The organism is Rathayibacter tritici, from assembly GCF_001641005.1.
Taxonomy (GTDB): Bacteria; Actinomycetota; Actinomycetes; order Actinomycetales; family Microbacteriaceae; genus Rathayibacter; species Rathayibacter tritici.
Genome location: NZ_CP015515.1, coordinates 2318672 through 2336736 on the forward strand (window position 1 = coordinate 2318672; position 18065 = coordinate 2336736).

The following is an 18065-nucleotide window of genomic DNA, read 5'->3' on the forward strand; positions in this document are numbered from 1 at the left end:
GCCGCAGGAGGGGACTGGACTCTGCGGCCGCCGGTGCTCTCGCCGGATGCAGGAACGGACGGGATCCCCAGCCGCAGCAGGGGGTCCCGTCCGTCCGACGCGGCGAACGAGTCGGGGCTCAGAGCCCGGCGACGAAGTCCTTCAGCCACGGCTTGAGGTCGGTGCCGAGGTCCTCGCGGTCGGAGGCGAGCTGCACGATCGCCTTGATGTAGTCGAGCTTGTCTCCGGTGTCGTAGCGGCGGCCGCGGAACACCACGCCGTAGACCCCGCCGAACTCGGCCGGGTCCTGGGCCATGCGCTCCAGCGCGTCGGTCAGCTGGATCTCGCCGCCCTTGCCCGGGGCGGTGTGCTCGAGCACGCCGAACACGTCGGGCTTCAGCACGTAGCGTCCGATGATCGCGAGGTTCGAGGGGGCGTCCTCCTTGGAGGGCTTCTCGACCAGGCCGGTGATCCGCACCACGTCGTCCTCGTCGGTTGTCTCGACCGCGGCGCAGCCGTAGAGGTGGATCTGGTCGGGGTCGACCTCGAGCAGCGCGACGACCGTGGTGTCGCGGCCCTCGGCGACCTCGATCATGCGCGAGAGCAGCGGGTCGCGGGCATCGATCAGGTCGTCACCGAGCAGGACGGCGAAGGGCTCGTCGCCGACGTGGCGCTGTGCACGGGCGACCGCGTGGCCCAGACCCTTGGGCTCGCCCTGGCGGACGAAGTGGACGTCGGCTAAGTCGCTGGCGTACTTGACGTGCTCGAGCTTCTTGTCGTCCTTCTTCTTCGACAGGTTGTGCTCGAGCTCGGGCACCGAGTCGAAGTGGTTGGCGAGCGCATTCTTATTGCGCCCGATGATCACGAGCACGTCCTGAAGACCGGCGTCCGCCGCCTCCTCGACCACGTACTGGATCGCCGGCTTGTCGACGACCGGCAGCATTTCCTTGGGGATGGCCTTGGTCGCCGGCAGGAAGCGGGTGCCGAGGCCGGCGGCGGGGATGACGGCTTTGCGGATTCGAGTGCCCATGGGGCGTCATCTTAGCGGCGGTGGAAGTCGCGGACGTTTCGCGCCAGAACCGGCACCAGAGAGCGCCGAACTCCGTTCCGAAATGCTGCGAGAGCGACGTCCCTCAGCGCCCCGCTCGCACGGCTCAACCGAAGGCCCGGTTCTAGACTGAGCGCATGCCAGCCGACATCACGCATGAGAAGCGGGCGCTGCGCGCCGAGCTGCGCGAGCGCCGCCGCACGCAGACCTCGACCGCCCGCGAACAGGCTGCGGAGCAGATCACCACCCACCTGATCGAGCTCGCCACCCGTCTCGGCGCCCACTCCCTCGCCTGCTACCTCTCCGCGGCAGACGAGCCGAGCACCCGCCCGTTCCTGGGCTGGGCCGAGAGCCACGGCATCCGCGTCCTCTTCCCCATCTCGCGCCAGGACGGCCTGCTCGACTGGGCCGTCGGCGATGGACACACCGAGACGCAGGGCCTGTTCGGCATGCCGGAGCCGGTCGGTCAGCTGCTCGGACCGATCGCGATCAATGACGTCGACCTCATCGTGGTTCCAGCCGCGACCGTCGATCGGCAGGGGATGCGGATGGGCTGGGGCCGCGGCTACTTCGATAAGACGCTGGGCTCGATGGAGAAGTGCCCGCCCGTCTACGCCGTCGTCTTCGACAGCGAGCTCGTCGACCGGGTGCCCAGTGAGGTTCACGACCAAGCCGTCGATGGAGTCGTCACTCCCTCCGGCATTGTCGACCTGCGCCACTGACTCGTCTTCTTTCTCCCCCACTCGCCTCCGAGGAGCCCCCCTGTGCCGACCTACTCCTACCGCTGCACGCAGTGCGGCAACGCCTTTGACATCCAGCAGAAGTTCACCGACGACAGCCTTACCGAGTGCCCGAGCTGCCAGGGGGCACTGCGGAAGGTGTTCAGCGCGGTCGGCGTGACCTTCAACGGCTCCGGCTTCTACCGCACCGACTCACGCTCGGGCGGGACGTCGGGCGACGGCGGCTCGGGGTCGTCGGGATCGGAGTCGTCGGGATCGGGGTCGTCGGGATCCGGGACGTCCGATTCGTCGTCCGGAGCGTCCGGTGCCGGCTCCTCCGGTTCGGGCTCGTCCGGCTCCGGCTCGTCCGGCTCCGGCTCGTCCACGTCGTCGTCCTCAGGATCCTCCGGCTCCTCTTCCTCCGGCGTCTGACCCGTCACCCACCACCCGGCCCGAGAAACGGAACGACCATGATCAACGGCTTCAAGGAGTTCGTCCTCCGTGGCAATGTCATCGACCTGGCTGTCGCCGTCGTCATCGGCGCAGCCTTCACCACGATTGTGAATGCGATCGTGACGGGCATCTTCAACCCCCTCCTCGGCGTGATCTTCGACGCCTCGTCACTCGACGCCCTCACCTGGACCATCCGCCCGGGCGAGAACGGCGACGACCCGACCGTCCTCGCCTACGGAGCGGTCATCTCGGCCCTGATTCAATTCGTGATTATCGCGTTCATCCTCTACTTCGCATTCGTCCTGCCGATCAACCACCTCAAGAACGCCGCCTTCGCCAAGAAGGCCGCCGACGCCTCCACTACCGACGCCAAGGCCCCGACCGAGCTCGAACTCCTCGCCGACATCCGCGACCTACTCGCGAAGAACAGCGCGAGCTGAGTTGTTCTGTCTTCTTCCGCCGAGGCGCAAGAAGACCGCAGTCGACTTCCACACACGGGCGCGTTCCACAGAGCGTCCCGCGAACGGCGCGCCCGAAACGCTGACACGCGTTTCGTTTAGACACCTCCACCGTTCTGTCTTCTTCCGCCGAGGCGGAAGAAGACCGCAGTCGACTTCCACACACGGGCGCGTTCCACAGAGCGTCCCGCGAACGGCGCGCCCGAAACGCTGACACGCGTGTCGTCCAGACACCTCCACCGTGGGGAGACCGAGCGGGCCGCGAGGGTCAGTAGTGCGGCGGAACGTCCTGGCGCAGGCGGGTATCGTTCGGGCCGGTGTCGGGTCGCGCAGGTGTCGCGGCGGGGTCTGCGGCCGGAGCGTCGTGCGGGGACGGGTCGGTGCCGGGCTTCGCGGGGAGCGTCGCCCGGCGGCCGCCGCGAGTACGCCGCAGCGGCCGGTCCTCACCCGCGGGAGCGTCCGGATCCGGCGCCACAGTCAGTCGCGCGAAAGCGGCTCGACGGGCTGCGTCTCGCCCGACGCAGGAGCAGCAGCGACTGCGGCGACACCGGGAGCGGCAACCGACTCCTCACCCGTCGCGCCGATCAGCCCGGCCACCCGCGCGGCCACGGCCTCGGGGTCGGCGAACAGCTCGAAGTTGTGCACCCGCAGGTAGTGCCAGCCCAGCCGGCGCAGCAGCTCCGGGCGCAGGCGCAGCGACACTCGCAGGCTCTGCGTGCTCACATCGCGATCGGTCTCGACCACCACGGCCCGAGTCCCGTACGCGGCGACCAGCGCGAGCTTGCCCTTGTGCCCGATGTTCACCCGGAGGCCGCGGCGCTCCAGGCGCGCGGCGAGATCCACCAGCATCGGCTCGGAGTAGTCGTCGCGGTCGCTCGGCTGGACGCGATCCTCCGCCTCCTGCAGCACCTGGGCGAGCGCGACCATGCCATAGCGCATGCGCGACTCGTCGATGTCGCCGGGGCGGAAGCACGAGACGATGTCCATCGACCGACGCGCGCGGGTCATCCCGACCGCCAGCAGGCGCTCTCCGCCCGGCTCCGCGAGCGCACCGAAGTTGGAGAGCAGACGGCCGTGCGGAGTACGACCGTAGCCGATCGAGAAGATGACGCGGTCGCGGCTCTGCGCGACCGACTGCTCCAACGTCACCACGGTGAACGGCTCGGGTCGGTCGCCGAGGATGAAGTCGCTGAGGTCGGCGCGCTTGGCGAACGCCGTCAGCACCGCCTGCTGCACCCGTACCGCGTGGCGAGGGCTCGCGGTGATGACCATCAGCGACTCCCGCGGACGGATCACGGCGTGCTCGAGCACCAGCTCGACCACCTTCGCGACCTCGGCGTCGACCGACTCGACGGCTCCGGAGTCGTTCTCGGGCATGCCGTGCCCGCTCGCGATGTAGTGGAAGCGCAGCGAGTCGTGCCCGAGGAACGACCCCGCCCACGGCAGCGCGTCGAGGCGCCCGCCGTAGAAGCGACGGTTGACCAACTCGGCCAGGTCCTCGCCGCCCGCGCGGTAGCTGCGGGTCAGCGTGACGGTGTTCAGCAGCTCGCCGAGGCGGGCGAGCGCCGACTGTGCGTGCAACGCTTCGACGTCGGTGCGCGATGCGGTCGAACCGAACTCGGGCGTCTCATCGACGCGGAGGCCGAACGGGGTGGGCGTCTGCGTGACCGGGTCGCCGAACGCGACGACCTGCTTGGCGCGACGGATCGCTCCGACGTTCTCGGCCAGCGTCGTTGCACCCGCGTCGACGAGGAACACCGCGTCGAAGGTCGTCTCGGTGCCGATACGGTGCACCTCGTACGGCGAGGCGAGCCAGGCCGGAGCAAGCACCCGCGAGAGGTGCGGCGCCGCCTTCTGCAGCTCCTGCGGCGTCGTCGACGACTCGGTGCGCAGCAGCGCCCGGAGCGCGTCACGCTCCTGGGGCCAGTCGACGAGCCCGATCTTCCAGGTCTCCGAGAGCTTCCAGGCGAGCAATTCCGCGCTGGAGGCGGCGTGCGCCTCGTCGACGAGCTTGAAGTCGGCCTCGAGGCGGTCGAGCACGCCGGTGTTGCCGCCGAGCAGCGCACGCTCGTCGGTCAGCATGATCTCGAGCGCCGAACGCCACCAGGCGAGGTCGAGTTCCCCCGCGACCAGCTCGGCCGGCACGTGGCGGCGCGAGAGGTCGGTGAGCAGCGGATCCAGGCCCCAGTCGCGCAGGGTCGCCAGGAGGGTTGTGCGCTCCTGCAGGTTGGCCAGCACCTCGCTGTCCTCGGCGAGCCCCGAGATCATCGACGCCAGCTCCGCGAGCGGAAGGGAGGCCAGCTGGAGGTTGGTGCCTCGACGGCCGAGCGGCTCGTCGAGGCGGCTCAGCTGATCCGTGACTGCCTGGTAGGCGACCTGCACGTCGGCGACGCCGACCGGGACCTCGGGGATCGTGCCCGCGACCGCGTAGCGCTGCCACAGCGTCCGCTGTTGCTGCACCCGGCGCAGTGCCGCGTTGAGGTCGGTCACGTGCGCTCCGGGGCGCAGGTACTCGCGGGCGAGCTTCTTCAACCGCCGCCGGTTGGTCGCGGACATCTCGGTGGCTTCGCGGCGCGGGGAGGTCGCGACGATGAGGTCCTGGATCGAGCGGTCGAAGACGGCCGGCTGGAACTTGTCGAGAGTGTCACGGACGTCCTGCAGCAGGCGCAGGTAGATGCCGAGCTCGGCGACCGACTCGAACGGGCGCATCCGGGTTTGGCCGATGACGTCCTGACCACGGTCGAGCAGGCGCGGCAGGTCGCGCAGGTGCAGCCGCTTGGCCAGCTCGTGCGCGATCTCGGCGTCGGCGGTGGAGTCGAACTGCGCACCATACCAGGGCGAGTCGCCCGGGCCGAACCGGAATTCGCCCAGGCGCGCGGACTCGATCAGCATCCGCGTCGCCTCGGGGCGGCTGTGGGCGAGGGCGGTGACGCAGCGGCGGTCCAGGCGGGCGGCGGTCGAGGGAGGCGTGCGCAGCTGCGAGAGGCGCGCCAGCTCTTCGAGGGCTTGCAGGGCCGAGACGCCGAAGCTCTCGTCGCGGCGGGAGAGCGCACCGCGGTAATCGAGCAACACCTTCCGTAGGCGCAGGAGCGCGTCGTCGATCTCGCTGACCGAGGGACGCGCGGCCTTCTCGTTGCGGCCGATCGACTGGATGAGGTCACGGCGCAGCGTGCGCGGACCCACCGCGATGCCGCTCAGGCCCGCCGAGAGCAGGCGCTGGTGGATGCTGTCCAGGCTCGAGCGCCGGGCGCTGACGACGAGCACGCGCTTGTGCTGAGCTGCCAGGGCACCGATGGCGTTGACGATCGTCTGGGTGCCGCCCGTGCCGGGGAGGGTCTTCACGACGAGCGAGTTGCCGGCCGCGATGTTCGCGATCACCTGCTCCTGCTCGGCATCGGCGTCGAGCAGGAGGGTGTCGGTCGCCGGCGGCCGTTCGTCCTGCGGGATGATCGACGCCACCTTCTGCGACTGCTGCAGGGCGCGCTTGGCAGCCGGGTTGCCGGCGACCGCGTCCAGCACCGGGTGCTCGAGCATCCGGGCGTCGCGGAGCATGTCGCCTGCGACGTCGGCGAAGCTCGACACCACGAGGCGGGGGTGCACGGCGAACCAGGGCAGGTGCGACGTCAGTCCGCGGAGCTGGTCGATGACCGGCTGCGGCTTGAAGACGCCGTTCTGCACGGCGAGTTCGACGAACTGCTCCGGATCGATGGTGATGCCGAACTGCTGCTTGAGGGCGCGCGCCAGCTGCGGGTTGAAGTAGGGCTGGCCCTTGAGCTTGAGTTCGAAGTCGCGGCCGTAGCGACGGATTGCGAGCGGTCGTAGCAGCACGGGAGCAGTGAACTCCGTGTCGCCGGCGCGCCACTGGGCGAGGCCGATCGCGAGGTGCACGCCCTCGATACCGCGGACCGAGCGCAGCTCGATCCCCTTGTCGGTGATCGCTCCTGCCGCGATCTTGGCCGTGCGCAGGGCGAGCTCGTCGCGGATGAGCGAGGAGAGCAGCGTGGTCTTCCCCGAGATGAACGGGGGCAGCCCGCCGGGGTGAGTGGTCGAGAGCTCGATGCGGGTCCGGGGCGAGTCGACGAAGTGCAGCAGGGGCGATGGACCGCCCACCCCGGCGAGCTCGTCGCGCCACGACTGCCAGACCGGATCGGCCACGTTGCCGCCCTGGTAACCGGCCTCGCCGCTCGTCACCTGGACGGGAGAGGTTGCCGTCGGGGAGAGCCGATGAGCGGACGCCTCCCCCTGGTCACCGGACTCGGGTGAGGTCGCCACCGGTCCGGCTCCTGGAGAATCGTCGACTCGTTGCACACGGATACCCTAAACCGGGGACCTCTGAAAGGCCGTAGCGACGCGGGTCGGTGGCGGGCTCACGAGGGCCAGTCGGCGAGCGGCAGGACGGTCTCCACGCGCCGCTCCTCGCCGACCACACGGATCCGGCTGCTCACCTGGTCGTGCCCGCAGGCGACGGCGACCGCGGTCATGACCAGCGCCGCGTGGTCGCGGGTGAGGTGGCCGAAGGCGCTGCGCAGGTCGACGGCGCGGCCGGTGGCGAGCGACACCGCGATGCGGGCGACCGCCTCTTCCGAGAGGTCGAGGAGGCAGGCCTGCTCGGCGAGGACCGCGAAGTCGATCCGGGGCGCCGCGGCGGTGGCCGGACCGCTCGTCCACGGGTGTTCGGGGCGGAGGCAGCCGGCGCGCACGAGGAGCTGCTCGGCCGCCCGCAGGCCGGGACCGGCGAGGACGGGATTCACGCTGCCGACCGCTCGGCACGGCGCCCGGCGGCGCGGGAAGAGACCGACACGACGGCCACGAGCACGCAGGCGACGCCGGCGATCAGAGGGGTGAGCCAGCCGAGGACGCTCACCTCGTCGACATCGGTGCCGAAGTACTGCCAGTGCGCGATGGCGAAGACGAAAAGGGAGAAGAAGCAGAGTGCGATGCCCGTGAGCGCCGACACCAGGTCGGCGGGGCGGACGAGCGGCTCGCGCTCGACCTCGGCGATCGGCGCGAGGTCGGAGGCGGCGGGGGCGGCGGCAAGGGGCTTCTCGAGGGTCGCGGTGGCGGTGTGCTGGGTCATGTCCCCGATGGAACCAGCCCCGAGACGTCCTCGGCATCACTCGCTGGCATGACGTCACGAGCCGAACGGATGGTGGCGCGTCGGCCGCTGGTCGCGTCACGTCGACGCACGGCCGGCGGGTGTGCTCAGGCAGGTCGGCGCCCGAGCGACGACTGGAACCGCAGCAGGTAGCCGTCGGGATCCGCGACCACCAGCTGCCGCACGCCGGCCTCCTCCGCGCCGATCCGGTACCAGTGGGTCTCGAGCGGCGAGAACAGCACCGTCCCGGCCTTCGCGAGCGCCGCCGCCGTCCGGTCGGCGTCTTCGACGTGCAGCTGCAGGTTCATCCCACGGCCGAGTGGACGCTCCAGCGGCCCAGCGATCCAGTTGCGTCCCCGCCCCGCCTCCTCCAGCATCACGTGAGCGGTGCCGAGCACGAGGTAGGCGAAGCCCTCCTCGGGTCGCGAGTACCGGATCCGGAACCCGCAGGGACCGCACCAGAACGCGAGGCTGCGCTCGAGGTCGGCGACGAGCAGCTCGGGGACGAGATCGGGATCGGCCATGCCGACGATGCTCGCACGGAGGACGCCCCAGAGCTCCGGGCCCGCGGACGCCCGTGGCTAGGGTCGCCGGATGCGCAGCGATCACGAGCCTCCCGGTCCATCGCGCTCCTCGGGCCGTTCTCCACCGTTCTGGCGATCGCCATCGCGGTCGCGGTCCGGCTGCGGGCCCGCTCAGAGGCGGCGAACGACGCACCCGAGCCCGCGCGCCCCGGTGACGCACTCGCGCGGAACGTGTCGCTCGTCACCGCGGGCTCCCTCATCGCGCTCTGGCTTGTCGGGGCGGTGAGCATGCTGCGCGACGAGGCCCTGGTCATCTACCTGATCGGCGGTCCGGTCATCGTCGGCGCGCTGATCTCGATCGCGGCGAACGCGCTCCTGATCTTCTCGCCACGAGTGGCCAGAGGCAAAGTGCGCGCGGTGCGCTCGCGCCTGCCGGGGTACCGGTGGATCGTGGCGCTCTGGACCCTGGCTCCTGCGTCCTGGATCCTCTTCGCCGCCACCGGCCGAGTCTGGGTGCCGGAGGACTGGCTCTCCTGAACCGGCGCTACGCCTCCGTGCTCGCGGGGCGCTGGGTGCGGCCCGGGAGCAGGAGCAGGCCCGAAACGCCGACGACGATCAGGAGGATGGCCGCGACGGTGACGAAGGAAGCCAGGGCCAACACGGGCATGATGATCGTCAGCACGCCCGCGATGACGGAGGCGATGCCCGCCGCGATGGGCAGCCAGGCCGGCCCGGCGACGGAGCGACCGCTGGCGATGCTCGAGACACCGTCGAGGATCCAGCCGGCGCCGATCACCAGGCCCAGCACGCTGAGCGACTGGAACGGGTTCGAAAGGCAGAGGATGCCCGCGGCCAGGATCAACGCGCCCAGCAGACCGGCCAGCCAGCGCACGCGGGCGTCGAGCCGTGCGGCGGTGAACGCCAGCAGCAGGCGGAAGACGCCCGCGGCGATCAGGTGGATGCCGAAGACGATGGCGACGGTCAGCAGAGTCGGGCCGGGGATCAGCACGGCGATGACGCCGAGCACGATCGCGATCAGCGAGACGGCGATGATCCACCAGCGCTCGACGGAGGTGCGGGACATCGTGGGCGCGGCGGTCTCGGACATGGCTGTTCCTTCGCGTCGGGGAGTGCGGACCCTTCGACGGTAGGGCACAGGGGCGGGGTGGCGCTGGGCCTTGCGCGTCGGCAGCTGACTGCGCAGCCGACAGGCCGGGCCTCCCGGGTCAGCGGCGCGAGCCGGTGTGCGCGGCCGCTCGGTGCCTGCGCACACTGCGCACCACGAGCGCCAGCAGCAGCACGCCGATCGCGCTGTAGATGATCGCGTCGAGGACGCCCGCGTACTGGTCGACGAGGTCGTACTGCGTACCGAGGGCGGCGCCGAGCCCGATCAGCAGGCCGTTCCAGACCCCGGATCCAAAGATCGTCAGCCCCGAGAACACCAGCAGATTCATCCGCTCGGCGCCCGCCGGGAGCGAGATGAGGCTGCGCACACCGGGAATCAGGCGGCCGACGAGCACCGCCCAGGTGCCGTGACGACGGAACCAGCCGACGGCCTTCTCGAAGTCCTCGCGGTCGACGAGCGGGAGCTTCGAGAGCAGGCGGATCGAGCGCTCCGTGCCGATGCGGTGCCCGAGCGCGTAGAGGACGAGGCCGCCGAGGTAGGCGCCGAGTGTCGCGGTCACCACGACCAGTACGAGGTTCATCCGCCCCTGATGCGCGAGGAATCCGGCCAGTGGCAGCACCAGCTCGCTCGGGATCGGCGGGAACACCGTCTCGATCAGCGTCAGCAGGCCGACGCCGACCTCGCCGAGCGAGGCGATTACCCGTGCCGCGACGCCGACGAGTCCGGAGAGTTCGTCGATGCTGTCGGAGGAGGAGGCGGTCGCCGCGGAGGCGAGGGCGAGAGTCGCGATCGTCATGACTGAGAAGTTACTCAGTCCGCGAGGCGGTCGCCTGGGAATCCGATCGCCGGCTCGGGGTGCCGGCGAATCTGCGTGCCGGTCGGCGAGTTCATGCCGGCGCGTCTCAGGGGTGGCCGGTGAGCACGACCGTGTCCGAGCCCTGCAGCCGCACCTCGACGGACGCGATCTCGGAGAGCGGCAGACCGGTGGCCAGGCTGGGCTCCATCGTCGTCCCCGGCGCACTGGTCCACGAGCCGACGGCCTCGGTGTCGCCCGAGGTGTCCGTGACGTAGAGGACGTAACCGGCCGACCCCGCGTACTGCTCGGCCGTCTCCGCCCAGCTGCAGTCCATGTCGATCCGGGTGCCCCACTGCTGAGGGACGAACGCCACCGAGGCCTCCACCGGGACGCCGGGCGCGGCGGCGAGCGAGACGGTCGAGGCGGTGGTTTCGACCGGCGGGAGCGACGAGCCGATCGCGAGCGGCAGCGCGACAGCCGCGGCCGCCGAGACACCCGCGGCCGCGAGCACGAGGCCGGCAACGCGCACACGCGTGCGCCGGCGGACGGAGTCGGCGGCCGCGGCGAGGCGTGTCAGCAGCGCAGCGGGAGCAGGCTCCGCGCTCTCCTCCGGCTGATCGATCAGGCGCAGCGCCTCCTCCTGCGGGAGGTGGGCGAGCAGTCCCGGCAACGGCATGAACTCGGCCAGGGCCTCGCGGCAGGCGGGGCAGGCGCGCAGGTGCAGCTCGTAGGCGCGGCGGTCCGCGGCGGTGAGTGCTCCGAGAAGGTAGGCGGCGTCCCAGTCGCGGAAGGCGTCGCCGTGTGTGGCGTCGGAGGAGGGGTCGTGGCTCACAGCTCCGTCACCCCCCGCTCCTGCAGGGCGAGCTTGAGGGCGCGCATCCCGTAGTACATCCGGGACTTCACGGTCCCCGGGGCGATCTCGAGCAGCGCGGCGATCTCGGTGACCGTGCGCCCGCCGTAATAGGCGTGCACGATCACGGCGCGGTGGTCGTGGCTGAGGCCGCTGAGGGCGTCCGAGAGCAGCCAGGCGTCGAGGACCTGGTCGGTGCGGTCGGCGGTCGGGCGCTCGGGAACCTCGTCGGTGCCCAACTCCCGCGCATACCGGGCGCTGCGCCGGTCGTCGATGACGAGATTCCGCGCCACGGTGTAGAGCCAGGAACGGGCGGCGGCCTCGCCCTGCGCGAGGATCTCGGGGTGCTTCCAGGCGCGCAGCAGCGCCTCCTGCACGACGTCCTCCGCCATGTGGCGGTCGCCGGTCAGGCGCAGCACGAAACGCCAGAGCGCGCTCGAGTGCTCATCGTGCAGTGCACGCAGCATCTGCGCCTGATCCTCGGACATCTCCACCTCTTCCTGCTCCAACGTAACGGCGCCGCGAACGGTTCAGCGAGTCACCGCGAGTCAGCGAGTCGGCGCGCGTCAGCGGCTGAGCGCGAGCCGGCGGGTTCGCGCGAGCGGGCGCACTCTGGTACTCCGGAGTCGATGACTTTTCCCGATGCCGACGACGCCGCCCGGGTGCGTGCCTTCCTCCGTGACAACCGCTCCCGGATGCTCGACGACGTCCGGCACCTCGTCATGATCGAGAGCCCGAGCGATTCGCCCGAGGCGCTCGGCGAGCTGCACTCCTTCCTGGTCCACTGGGTCGGCGAGCGGCTCGGGCACGACGCCGACGTGCAGCACCAGCGAGCACAGGACGCGCCGACGGCCACCAGCTGGACCGTGGCGGCGAGCGACGGCACCCGTCCGCACCGCGGCATCCGTCCGTTCGTGGCGCTGCTCGGCCACTATGACACGGTGTGGCCGCTGGGCACCACCCGATCCTGGCCTTTCTGCGTCGAGGGCGACCGGTTGAGCGGACCGGGCAGCTACGACATGAAGGCCGGGCTGGTGCAGATGGTGTGGCTGGTGGTCGCGCTCCGGCACGCCCGGATTCCGCACCCCGCGATCCGGCTGGTGATGAGCGGGGACGAGGAGGTCGGCAGCGCCGCCTCCCGCCCGTTCCTGGAGCGGCAGTGCAGGGGGGCCGACGCGGTCCTGGTGTTCGAGGGCGCGATCGGCGACGCGGTGAAGACGGCGCGCAAGGGCATCGGACGATTCGTGATCGACGTCGTCGGCGTCGAGGCGCACGCCGGGGTCGAATCGGAGAAGGGGGCGAGCGCGATCCACGAGCTCGGCTCGCTGATTCCGCGGGTGCTCGCGATTGCGCGGGCCGAGGAGGGCACGTCGGTCAACATCGGCGTGGTGTCCGGCGGATCCCGCGTCAACGTGACGACCGCGCGGGTGCGCCTGGAGCTGGAGGCGCGGATCCGCGGCGCGGCCGAGGCGGCGCGGGTCGAGTCCGAGCTCGAGGCGCTCGCCGCCGCCGATCCGCGCATCCGGCTCGAGGTCCGCGGCTCGTGGGAGCGCCCCGTCTTCGAGCGGACCGCCTCCGTCGCCGCGCTCTACCGCCGGGCCGAGCGGGTCGCGAAGCGGATCGACGTACCGCTGCGCGAGATCGCGGTCGGCGGAGCGAGCGATGGCAACCTCGTCGCGGCGCTGGGTCTTGCGGTGCTCGACGGACTCGGTGCTCCGGGTGAGGGGGCGCACGCGCGCAGCGAGTCGATCGGCATCGAGGGCATGCTGGAGCGGACGGCGCTCGCCGCCCTGCTGGTCGCCAGCTTCAGCAACGAGCACTGAGCGACGAGCACCGAGTACCCAGCAGAAGGATGAGCGGATGACTGTGTACGAGTCGCGCCCCGTGGGCGTCGTGATCGAGGCACCGGCCGCGGAGGTGTACGCCTTCGTGTCCAACCCGGCGAACCTCCCGCGCTGGGCGGCGGGCCTCGCCTCCTCCGCGCTCGACGAGGTGGACGGACGCTGGTTCGCCGACTCGCCGATGGGGCGGGTCGAGGTGCGCTTCGCCCCGCAGAACCCGTTCGGCGTCGCGGACCACGAGGTCACCCTTCCGGACGGGACGATGGTGGACAATCCGCTCCGGGTGCTCGCGAACGGGGACGGCGCCGAGGTGGCCTTCACCGTGCGGCGGCGCCCTGGCATGAGCATGGACGAGTGGGACGAGGACTGCGCCCGGGTCGCCGATGATCTGGAATCGCTCCGGCTGCTGTTCGAGCGCGACGCGCTGTAGGTTCGGTGCAGCTGCGGCGCAGGGCCGGCACCCGTGAGAACGAGGACGCAATGACCTCCCCCGATCGTCCGAGCACCCGCCCCGCCGGCGGCATCGAGCTCAACGGCCTCGACACGATCCAGGAGTCGGAGCGGCACGGCCGCCCGCGCGACCTGTTCTGGCCGTGGTTCGCCGCGAATGTGTCGGTGCTGGGGCTGAGCTACGGCTCGTTTCTGCTCGGCTTCGGGCTCTCCTTCTGGCAGGCGACCCTCGTCGGCGTGATCGGAATCGTCGTCTCGTTCCTCTTCTGCGGGCTGGTCGCGGTCGCAGGCAAGCGCGGCTCCGCACCGACGATGGTGCTCAGCCGGGCGGCCTTCGGCGTCGACGGCAACCGCCTGATCTCGGTGATCTCCTGGCTCCTCACAGTGGGCTGGGAGACGGTGCTCGCCTCCCTCGCGGTGCTCGCGACAGCGACGGTGTTCGAGGAGTTCGGTTGGGACGGGGGCGTGCTCACCAAGGTGGTCGCGCTGATCGTGGTCGCCGCGCTGATCGTGGTCGCCGGGGTCGCCGGCTTCCGCCTGATCATGCGGCTCCAGCTCGCGATCACGATCGCCACCGCCGTGCTCACTGTGGTCTACATCGCTCTCGTGCTCGATCGGATCGACCTCGCTGCCGTCGGCGCCCTGCCCGCCGGCTCCGCCGCCGCGGTCATCGGCGGCCTGGTGTTCATGATGACCGGCTTCGGGCTGGGCTGGGTGAACGCGGCGGCCGACTACTCCCGCTACCTCCCCCGCGGGGCGCGCACGAGCGGTGTGATCGCCTGGACGACGATCGGCGGAGCCGTCGCACCCGTGCTGCTCGTCGTCGTCGGCCTGCTCCTGGCCGGCTCCTCGAAGGAGCTCTCCGACGCGATCGCCGCCGACCCGATCGGCGCGCTCGCCGGAATCCTGCCGACCTGGTTCCTCCTTCCCTTCATCGTCGTCGCGCTACTCGGCCTGATCGGCGGAGCGGTGATGGACATCTACTCCTCGGGCCTAGCGCTGCTGAGCACGGGGCTGAAGGTCTCGCGTCCGCTGGCCGCCGGGATCGACGGCGTGCTGATGGTGCTCGGTGCGGTGTACGTCGTGTTCGTCGCGGGCGATTTCCTCGGCCCGTTCCAGGGGTTCCTGATCACGCTCGGCGTGCCGATCGCGGCCTGGCTCGGCGTCTTCCTCGCCGACCTCCTGCTCCGCCGCCGCGACTACGACCAGGAGGCGCTCTACAACTCCCGCGGCCGCTACGGGAGCGTCTCGGCGGTGCCGGTCGCGCTCGTGGTGGTCGGCGCGGTCCTCGGCTGGGGACTGGTGGTCAACTACTCCCCCGGCTTCGAGTGGGAGGGCTACCTCTTGGGGCCGCTCGGCGGCCGCGAGGGCGACTGGGCGGGCGCGAACCTCGGCGTCCTCGTGGCGCTCGTGATCGGCTTCGCGGGCACGCTCGCGCTCTCGCGCGGGGCGGTCCGGCGCCAGGAGGCCTCGGTGTGAGCCTGCTCGTCGCGATCGACCTGCAGCATGTCTTCGCCGACGCGGATTCACCGTGGGGCTCGGCCGAATTCGCGCGCGCCGTCGAGGGGACGCGGCGCCTGCTGCCCGCGTTCGGGGAGCGCGTGGTCACCACCCGCTTCGTCGCACCCGAGCAGCCCAGCGGCGCGTGGATCCCCTACTACCGCGAGTGGCCGTTCGCACTCGTGCCTCAGGACGACCGGCTCTACGACCTCGTGGACGGGGTCGAGGGGCACCGGACGATCACCGCGACGACCTTCGGCAAGTGGGGGCCGGAACTCGAGGCGGAGCTCGATGACAGCCGTGAACTGGTCCTGACCGGAGTCGCCACCGACTGCTGCGTGCTGTCGACGGCGCTTGCCGCAGCGGATGCCGGGGTGAGGGTGCGGGTCGTGGCCGACGCCTGCGCGGGCGCCTCCGAGGCCGACCACCGGCGGGCGCTGGACGCGATGGCGCTGTACGCGCCGCTGATCGAGGTGACGATCCTCGACGTCGTGCTGGCGGAGGGACGGAACCGAGGCTGAGAACAGCGCATACACGCGCCAGCGGCCGACGGACTTCGGTTCCTGGCGGCCCCGCGTCGCGGGGGACACCCGCCACCCGGCATGATGTCGGCATGTCCTCCACCGACGAGCGCGTCAGCGCGGCATCTCACATCCTGGTCATCGGCGAGGCGCTGATCGACATCGTCGAGCGCGACGGCAGCGCCACGGAGCACGTCGGCGGGTCTCCCGCCAACGTCGCCCTCACCCTCGCCCGCCTCGGACGATCCGCAACCCTCGTCACCGACATCGCCGACGACGAGCGCGGCCGCCGCATCCGCGCGCACCTCGAGGCCTCAGGAGTCGAGGTGCGGCACGGTGACGCGGCGCGCACCTCCACCGCGCGGGCGGTGCTCGCCGCGGACGGCTCGGCGCGCTACGTGTTCGACCTCGCCTGGAACCCTCCGGCCGCCGATCCCAGCGGCGCCGCGCACGTGCACACCGGCTCCATCGCGATCTTCCTCGAGCCGGGCGGATCCGCCGTGCTCGAGCTGCTCGAGGCCCTGCCGGCCGGAGTGACGGCGAGCGTCGATGCGAACATCCGCCCGGCACTGGTCGGGGCCCACGCCGGGGCGCTCGCCCGCTTCGAGCGGGTGGCGGCCGCCTGCGAGGTCGTGAAGCTCAGCGATGAAGACGCGGAGTGGCTGTACCCGACGATGCAGCTGGACGAGGTGCTCAGCCGCCTGCTCGCGCTCGGGCCGCAGCTCGCGGTCGTGACGCGCGGAGCGGAGGGACTGCTCCTGGCCTCAGCCCTCACCCGGGTCACCGTGCCCGCCGCGCAGATTGTCGTGGCCGACACGATCGGCGCCGGCGACTCCGCGATGGGCGCGATCCTCGACGAGGCGTTCCGCCAGGGACTCGGCGCGGCGAACGGCCCGGTGCTCGACGGCCCCGCCCTGCACTTGATCGGTCGCCACGCGGCGCAGGTCGCCGGCATCACGACGTCACGCCCCGGCGCGAACCCGCCCACCCGCGACGACCTCTGAGCGGGGCGGCTGCAGCGCCCCTCCGCCGATCCCTCTGGTGCTCGCGGCATGACGCGGAGATACTGGGCGGACCTCGACGGAAAGGCGCGCCGTGCCCACTTCACTGACCCCCTACATCGGCTTCGACGGCTCCGCGCAGGAGGCGATGGAGTTCTATCGCGGCGTCCTCGGCGGCGAACTCACCTCGAGCCGCTTCGGCGACGTCGGGATGAGCGAGGACCCGGCCGATCAGGACCGGATCATGCACGCGCAGCTCGTCACACCCAGCGGGATGATCCTGATGGGCTCCGACTCCCCCTCCTCGGGCCCCGCCGAGACGGGCGCCCGCATCACGATCGCGCTCTTCGGGGACGACGACGCGGAGCTCAGCGGCTACTGGGAGGGCCTGGCCGAAGGCGGCACGGTCCTCGAACCGCTGGTCGCCTCGCCGTGGGGCGATCGCTTCGGGATGCTGGTCGACCGCTACGGCGTCGGCTGGATGGTGAACATCGCGGCTCCCGCGGCCTAACGCTCCTCCACAACCGCGAATCTGGACATGGCCTCCCCAGGTCCGTCCACCCGTCCCGCTCGTCGGCGCAGCAGGCGCAGAATGGAGGGGTTGCCCCGTCTCCAGGGGCCGCCCCACCTCTCACAAAGGCTGCAGATGACGATCACGCTCGGGTACAAGGCATCGGCGGAGCAGTTCGGCGCGCGCGAGCTCGTGGAGCTCGCGGTCAGCGCCGAGCGGCACGGCTTCGAGAGCGCGGTCGTCTCCGACCACTTCCAGCCCTGGCGGCACACGGGCGGCCACGCCCCGTTCTCCCTCGCCTGGCTCGCGGCCGCCGGCGAGCGCACCTCCACGATCCGCCTCGGCACCTCCGTGATGACTCCGCACTACCGCTACAACCCCGCCGTCATCGCACAGGCGTTCGGCACGCTCGGCGTGCTCTACCCCGAGCGGATCATGCTCGGAGTCGGCACCGGCGAGGCGTTGAACGAAGTCGCCACCGGCTACCAGGGCGCCGGCGAGCAGACCTGGCCGGACTTCAAGGAACGCTTCGCCCGCCTGCGCGAGGCGGTCCGCCTGATGCGCGCGCTCTGGGCGGGCGACCGCGTCACGTTCGACGGCGAGTACTACTCCACCCACGAGGCGTCGATCTACGACAAGCCCGAGAACGGCGTGCCGGTCTACATTGCGGCGGGCGGCCCCGTCGTCGCCAAGTACGCGGGGCGCGCCGGCGACGGCTTCATCTGCACGTCGGGCAAGGGGATGGAGCTCTACACCGAGAAGCTGCTCCCCGCGGTCGAGGAGGGCGCGGCGGCGGGCGGCCGCGACTCCTCCACCCTCGATCGGATGATCGAGATCAAGCTCTCCTACGATCCCGACCCGGCTCTCGCGCTTGAGAACACGCGCTTCTGGGCGCCGCTCTCGCTCACTCCCGAGCAGAAGCACTCGCTGACCGACCCGGTCGACATGGAGCGCGCCGCCGACGAGCTGCCGATCGAGCAGGTCGCGAAGCGCTGGATCGTCGGCTCAGACCCGGAGGAGACGGTCGCGCAGATCAAGCCCTACGTCGATGCGGGCTTCACCCACCTGGTCTTCCACAGCCCAGGCGACGACCAGCAGCGCTTCTTCGACAGCTTCGAACGCGATCTCGCGCCGCGGTTGCGCGCGCTCTGACCTCCCGTCCCACCCCGATCCCCTCCGGAAGGGCCGCTCCC

The 18065-nt window shown here is 71.1% G+C and carries 20 protein-coding genes and 1 pseudogene; 11 read left to right on the top strand and 10 right to left on the bottom strand.

Translation table 11 applies throughout. The features are described 5' to 3' along the window. Nucleotides 1–118: 118 nt before the first annotated feature. Nucleotides 119–1009, bottom strand: a complete 891-nt coding sequence (gene galU / locus A6122_RS10495) for a UTP--glucose-1-phosphate uridylyltransferase GalU (RefSeq protein WP_068254640.1) — start codon at nt 1007–1009, stop codon at nt 119–121. 155 nt (nt 1010–1164) lie between these two features. Between galU and A6122_RS10500 the strand changes: the two genes are divergently transcribed. Beyond that, nucleotides 1165–1749: a 5-formyltetrahydrofolate cyclo-ligase gene (locus A6122_RS10500; RefSeq protein WP_068254642.1), complete on the top strand. Its 585-nt coding sequence runs from the start codon at nt 1165–1167 to the stop codon at nt 1747–1749. Nucleotides 1750–1791: 42 nt separating this feature from the next. Next, nucleotides 1792–1932 (top strand): annotated as a pseudogene (locus A6122_RS17565) (FmdB family zinc ribbon protein); the annotation flags it as partial. Nucleotides 1933–1946: 14 nt separating this feature from the next. Here the strand turns inward: A6122_RS17565 and A6122_RS17570 are convergent. Beyond that, on the bottom strand, nt 1947–2186 hold the full coding sequence (locus A6122_RS17570) for a hypothetical protein (RefSeq protein WP_068254644.1): 240 nt from the start codon (nt 2184–2186) through the stop codon (nt 1947–1949). 30 nt (nt 2187–2216) lie between these two features. On the opposite strand from A6122_RS17570, the gene mscL reads away from it, so the two are divergent. Further along, on the top strand, nt 2217–2639 hold the full coding sequence (mscL, locus tag A6122_RS10510) for a large conductance mechanosensitive channel protein MscL (protein WP_068254647.1): 423 nt from the start codon (nt 2217–2219) through the stop codon (nt 2637–2639). Nucleotides 2640–3134: 495 nt separating this feature from the next. Here the strand turns inward: mscL and A6122_RS10520 are convergent, their stop codons facing one another. The 4 genes from A6122_RS10520 to A6122_RS10535 form a co-directional block, all read right to left on the bottom strand. Beyond that, the gene (locus A6122_RS10520; RefSeq protein ID WP_068254651.1) at nt 3135–6929 is read right to left on the bottom strand and encodes a DEAD/DEAH box helicase; all 3795 of its coding nucleotides are present in this window, start codon (nt 6927–6929) and stop codon (nt 3135–3137) included. 95 nt (nt 6930–7024) lie between these two features. Further along, nucleotides 7025–7408, bottom strand: coding sequence for a hypothetical protein (locus A6122_RS10525; protein ID WP_068254652.1), 384 nt, complete (start codon nt 7406–7408; stop codon nt 7025–7027). Continuing rightward, entirely contained in the window at nt 7405–7734 is a 330-nt protein-coding gene (locus A6122_RS10530; protein ID WP_068254653.1) for a hypothetical protein, read from the bottom strand. Before A6122_RS10530 ends, A6122_RS10525 begins: the two co-directional genes overlap by 4 nt. A gap of 125 nt (nt 7735–7859) precedes the next feature. Next, a complete protein-coding gene (locus A6122_RS10535; protein WP_068254654.1) occupies nt 7860–8276 on the bottom strand; it encodes a bleomycin resistance protein in 417 nt (138 codons plus the stop codon). A gap of 231 nt (nt 8277–8507) precedes the next feature. Here A6122_RS10535 and A6122_RS10540 point away from each other — a divergent pair, with 231 nt between their 5' ends. Beyond that, complete coding sequence (locus A6122_RS10540) at nt 8508–8813, top strand: hypothetical protein (protein WP_068254656.1); 306 nt, start codon at nt 8508–8510, stop codon at nt 8811–8813. A gap of 7 nt (nt 8814–8820) precedes the next feature. Here the strand turns inward: A6122_RS10540 and A6122_RS10545 are convergent, their stop codons facing one another. The 4 genes from A6122_RS10545 to A6122_RS10560 all read right to left on the bottom strand — a co-directional run bounded on the left by A6122_RS10545 (nt 8821) and on the right by A6122_RS10560 (nt 11536). Beyond that, entirely contained in the window at nt 8821–9384 is a 564-nt protein-coding gene (locus A6122_RS10545) for an HdeD family acid-resistance protein (RefSeq protein ID WP_084415968.1), read from the bottom strand. A gap of 118 nt (nt 9385–9502) precedes the next feature. Further along, nucleotides 9503–10198: a DedA family protein gene (locus A6122_RS10550; RefSeq protein ID WP_068254659.1), complete on the bottom strand. Its 696-nt coding sequence runs from the start codon at nt 10196–10198 to the stop codon at nt 9503–9505. A 106-nt stretch (nt 10199–10304) separates the two neighbouring features. Further along, complete coding sequence (locus A6122_RS10555) at nt 10305–11030, bottom strand: anti-sigma factor family protein (protein ID WP_068254661.1); 726 nt, start codon at nt 11028–11030, stop codon at nt 10305–10307. Continuing rightward, nucleotides 11027–11536 carry a sigma-70 family RNA polymerase sigma factor gene (locus A6122_RS10560; protein ID WP_068254664.1) on the bottom strand — a complete coding sequence of 170 codons (510 nt, stop codon included), beginning with the start codon at nt 11534–11536 and terminating at the stop codon, nt 11027–11029. The genes A6122_RS10555 and A6122_RS10560 overlap by 4 nt, the downstream gene beginning before the upstream one ends. Nucleotides 11537–11677: 141 nt before the next feature. On the opposite strand from A6122_RS10560, the gene A6122_RS10565 reads away from it, so the two are divergent. The 7 genes from A6122_RS10565 (at nt 11678) to fgd (ending at nt 18024) form a co-directional block, all read left to right on the top strand. Beyond that, nucleotides 11678–12871 carry a M20/M25/M40 family metallo-hydrolase gene (locus A6122_RS10565; RefSeq protein ID WP_208855020.1) on the top strand — a complete coding sequence of 398 codons (1194 nt, stop codon included), beginning with the start codon at nt 11678–11680 and terminating at the stop codon, nt 12869–12871. 37 nt (nt 12872–12908) lie between these two features. Next, on the top strand, nt 12909–13319 hold the full coding sequence (locus A6122_RS10570; protein WP_068254667.1) for an SRPBCC family protein: 411 nt from the start codon (nt 12909–12911) through the stop codon (nt 13317–13319). Between the two features lie 50 nt (nt 13320–13369). Further along, entirely contained in the window at nt 13370–14818 is a 1449-nt protein-coding gene (locus tag A6122_RS10575; RefSeq protein ID WP_068254670.1) for a purine-cytosine permease family protein, read from the top strand. Next, complete coding sequence (locus A6122_RS10580) at nt 14815–15360, top strand: cysteine hydrolase family protein (protein WP_068254671.1); 546 nt, start codon at nt 14815–14817, stop codon at nt 15358–15360. The genes A6122_RS10575 and A6122_RS10580 overlap by 4 nt, the downstream gene beginning before the upstream one ends. A gap of 92 nt (nt 15361–15452) precedes the next feature. Further along, the gene (locus A6122_RS10585; protein WP_068254674.1) at nt 15453–16364 is read left to right on the top strand and encodes a carbohydrate kinase family protein; all 912 of its coding nucleotides are present in this window, start codon (nt 15453–15455) and stop codon (nt 16362–16364) included. A gap of 91 nt (nt 16365–16455) precedes the next feature. After that, nucleotides 16456–16872, top strand: a complete 417-nt coding sequence (locus A6122_RS10590; protein WP_068254675.1) for a VOC family protein — start codon at nt 16456–16458, stop codon at nt 16870–16872. Nucleotides 16873–17007: 135 nt separating this feature from the next. Next, nucleotides 17008–18024 (top strand): glucose-6-phosphate dehydrogenase (coenzyme-F420), encoded by a 1017-nt coding sequence (gene fgd / locus A6122_RS10595; RefSeq protein ID WP_068254676.1) that lies wholly within the window; start codon nt 17008–17010, stop codon nt 18022–18024. The last annotated feature ends 41 nt before the right edge of the window (nt 18025–18065 follow it).

Coding starts and splice junctions, on each gene's coding strand:
- galU (WP_068254640.1), bottom strand. CDS start 1,009: ATGGGCACTCGAATCCGCAAAGCCGTCATCCCCGCCGCCGGCCTCGGC.
- A6122_RS10500 (WP_068254642.1), top strand. CDS start 1,165: ATGCCAGCCGACATCACGCATGAGAAGCGGGCGCTGCGCGCCGAGCTG.
- mscL (WP_068254647.1), top strand. CDS start 2,217: ATGATCAACGGCTTCAAGGAGTTCGTCCTCCGTGGCAATGTCATCGAC.
- A6122_RS10530 (WP_068254653.1), bottom strand. CDS start 7,734: ATGACCCAGCACACCGCCACCGCGACCCTCGAGAAGCCCCTTGCCGCC.
- A6122_RS10535 (WP_068254654.1), bottom strand. CDS start 8,276: ATGGCCGATCCCGATCTCGTCCCCGAGCTGCTCGTCGCCGACCTCGAG.
- A6122_RS10545 (WP_084415968.1), bottom strand. CDS start 9,384: ATGTCCGAGACCGCCGCGCCCACGATGTCCCGCACCTCCGTCGAGCGC.
- A6122_RS10550 (WP_068254659.1), bottom strand. CDS start 10,198: ATGACGATCGCGACTCTCGCCCTCGCCTCCGCGGCGACCGCCTCCTCC.
- A6122_RS10560 (WP_068254664.1), bottom strand. CDS start 11,536: ATGTCCGAGGATCAGGCGCAGATGCTGCGTGCACTGCACGATGAGCAC.
- A6122_RS10565 (WP_208855020.1), top strand. CDS start 11,678: ATGACTTTTCCCGATGCCGACGACGCCGCCCGGGTGCGTGCCTTCCTC.
- A6122_RS10570 (WP_068254667.1), top strand. CDS start 12,909: ATGACTGTGTACGAGTCGCGCCCCGTGGGCGTCGTGATCGAGGCACCG.
- A6122_RS10575 (WP_068254670.1), top strand. CDS start 13,370: ATGACCTCCCCCGATCGTCCGAGCACCCGCCCCGCCGGCGGCATCGAG.
- A6122_RS10585 (WP_068254674.1), top strand. CDS start 15,453: ATGTCCTCCACCGACGAGCGCGTCAGCGCGGCATCTCACATCCTGGTC.
- fgd (WP_068254676.1), top strand. CDS start 17,008: ATGACGATCACGCTCGGGTACAAGGCATCGGCGGAGCAGTTCGGCGCG.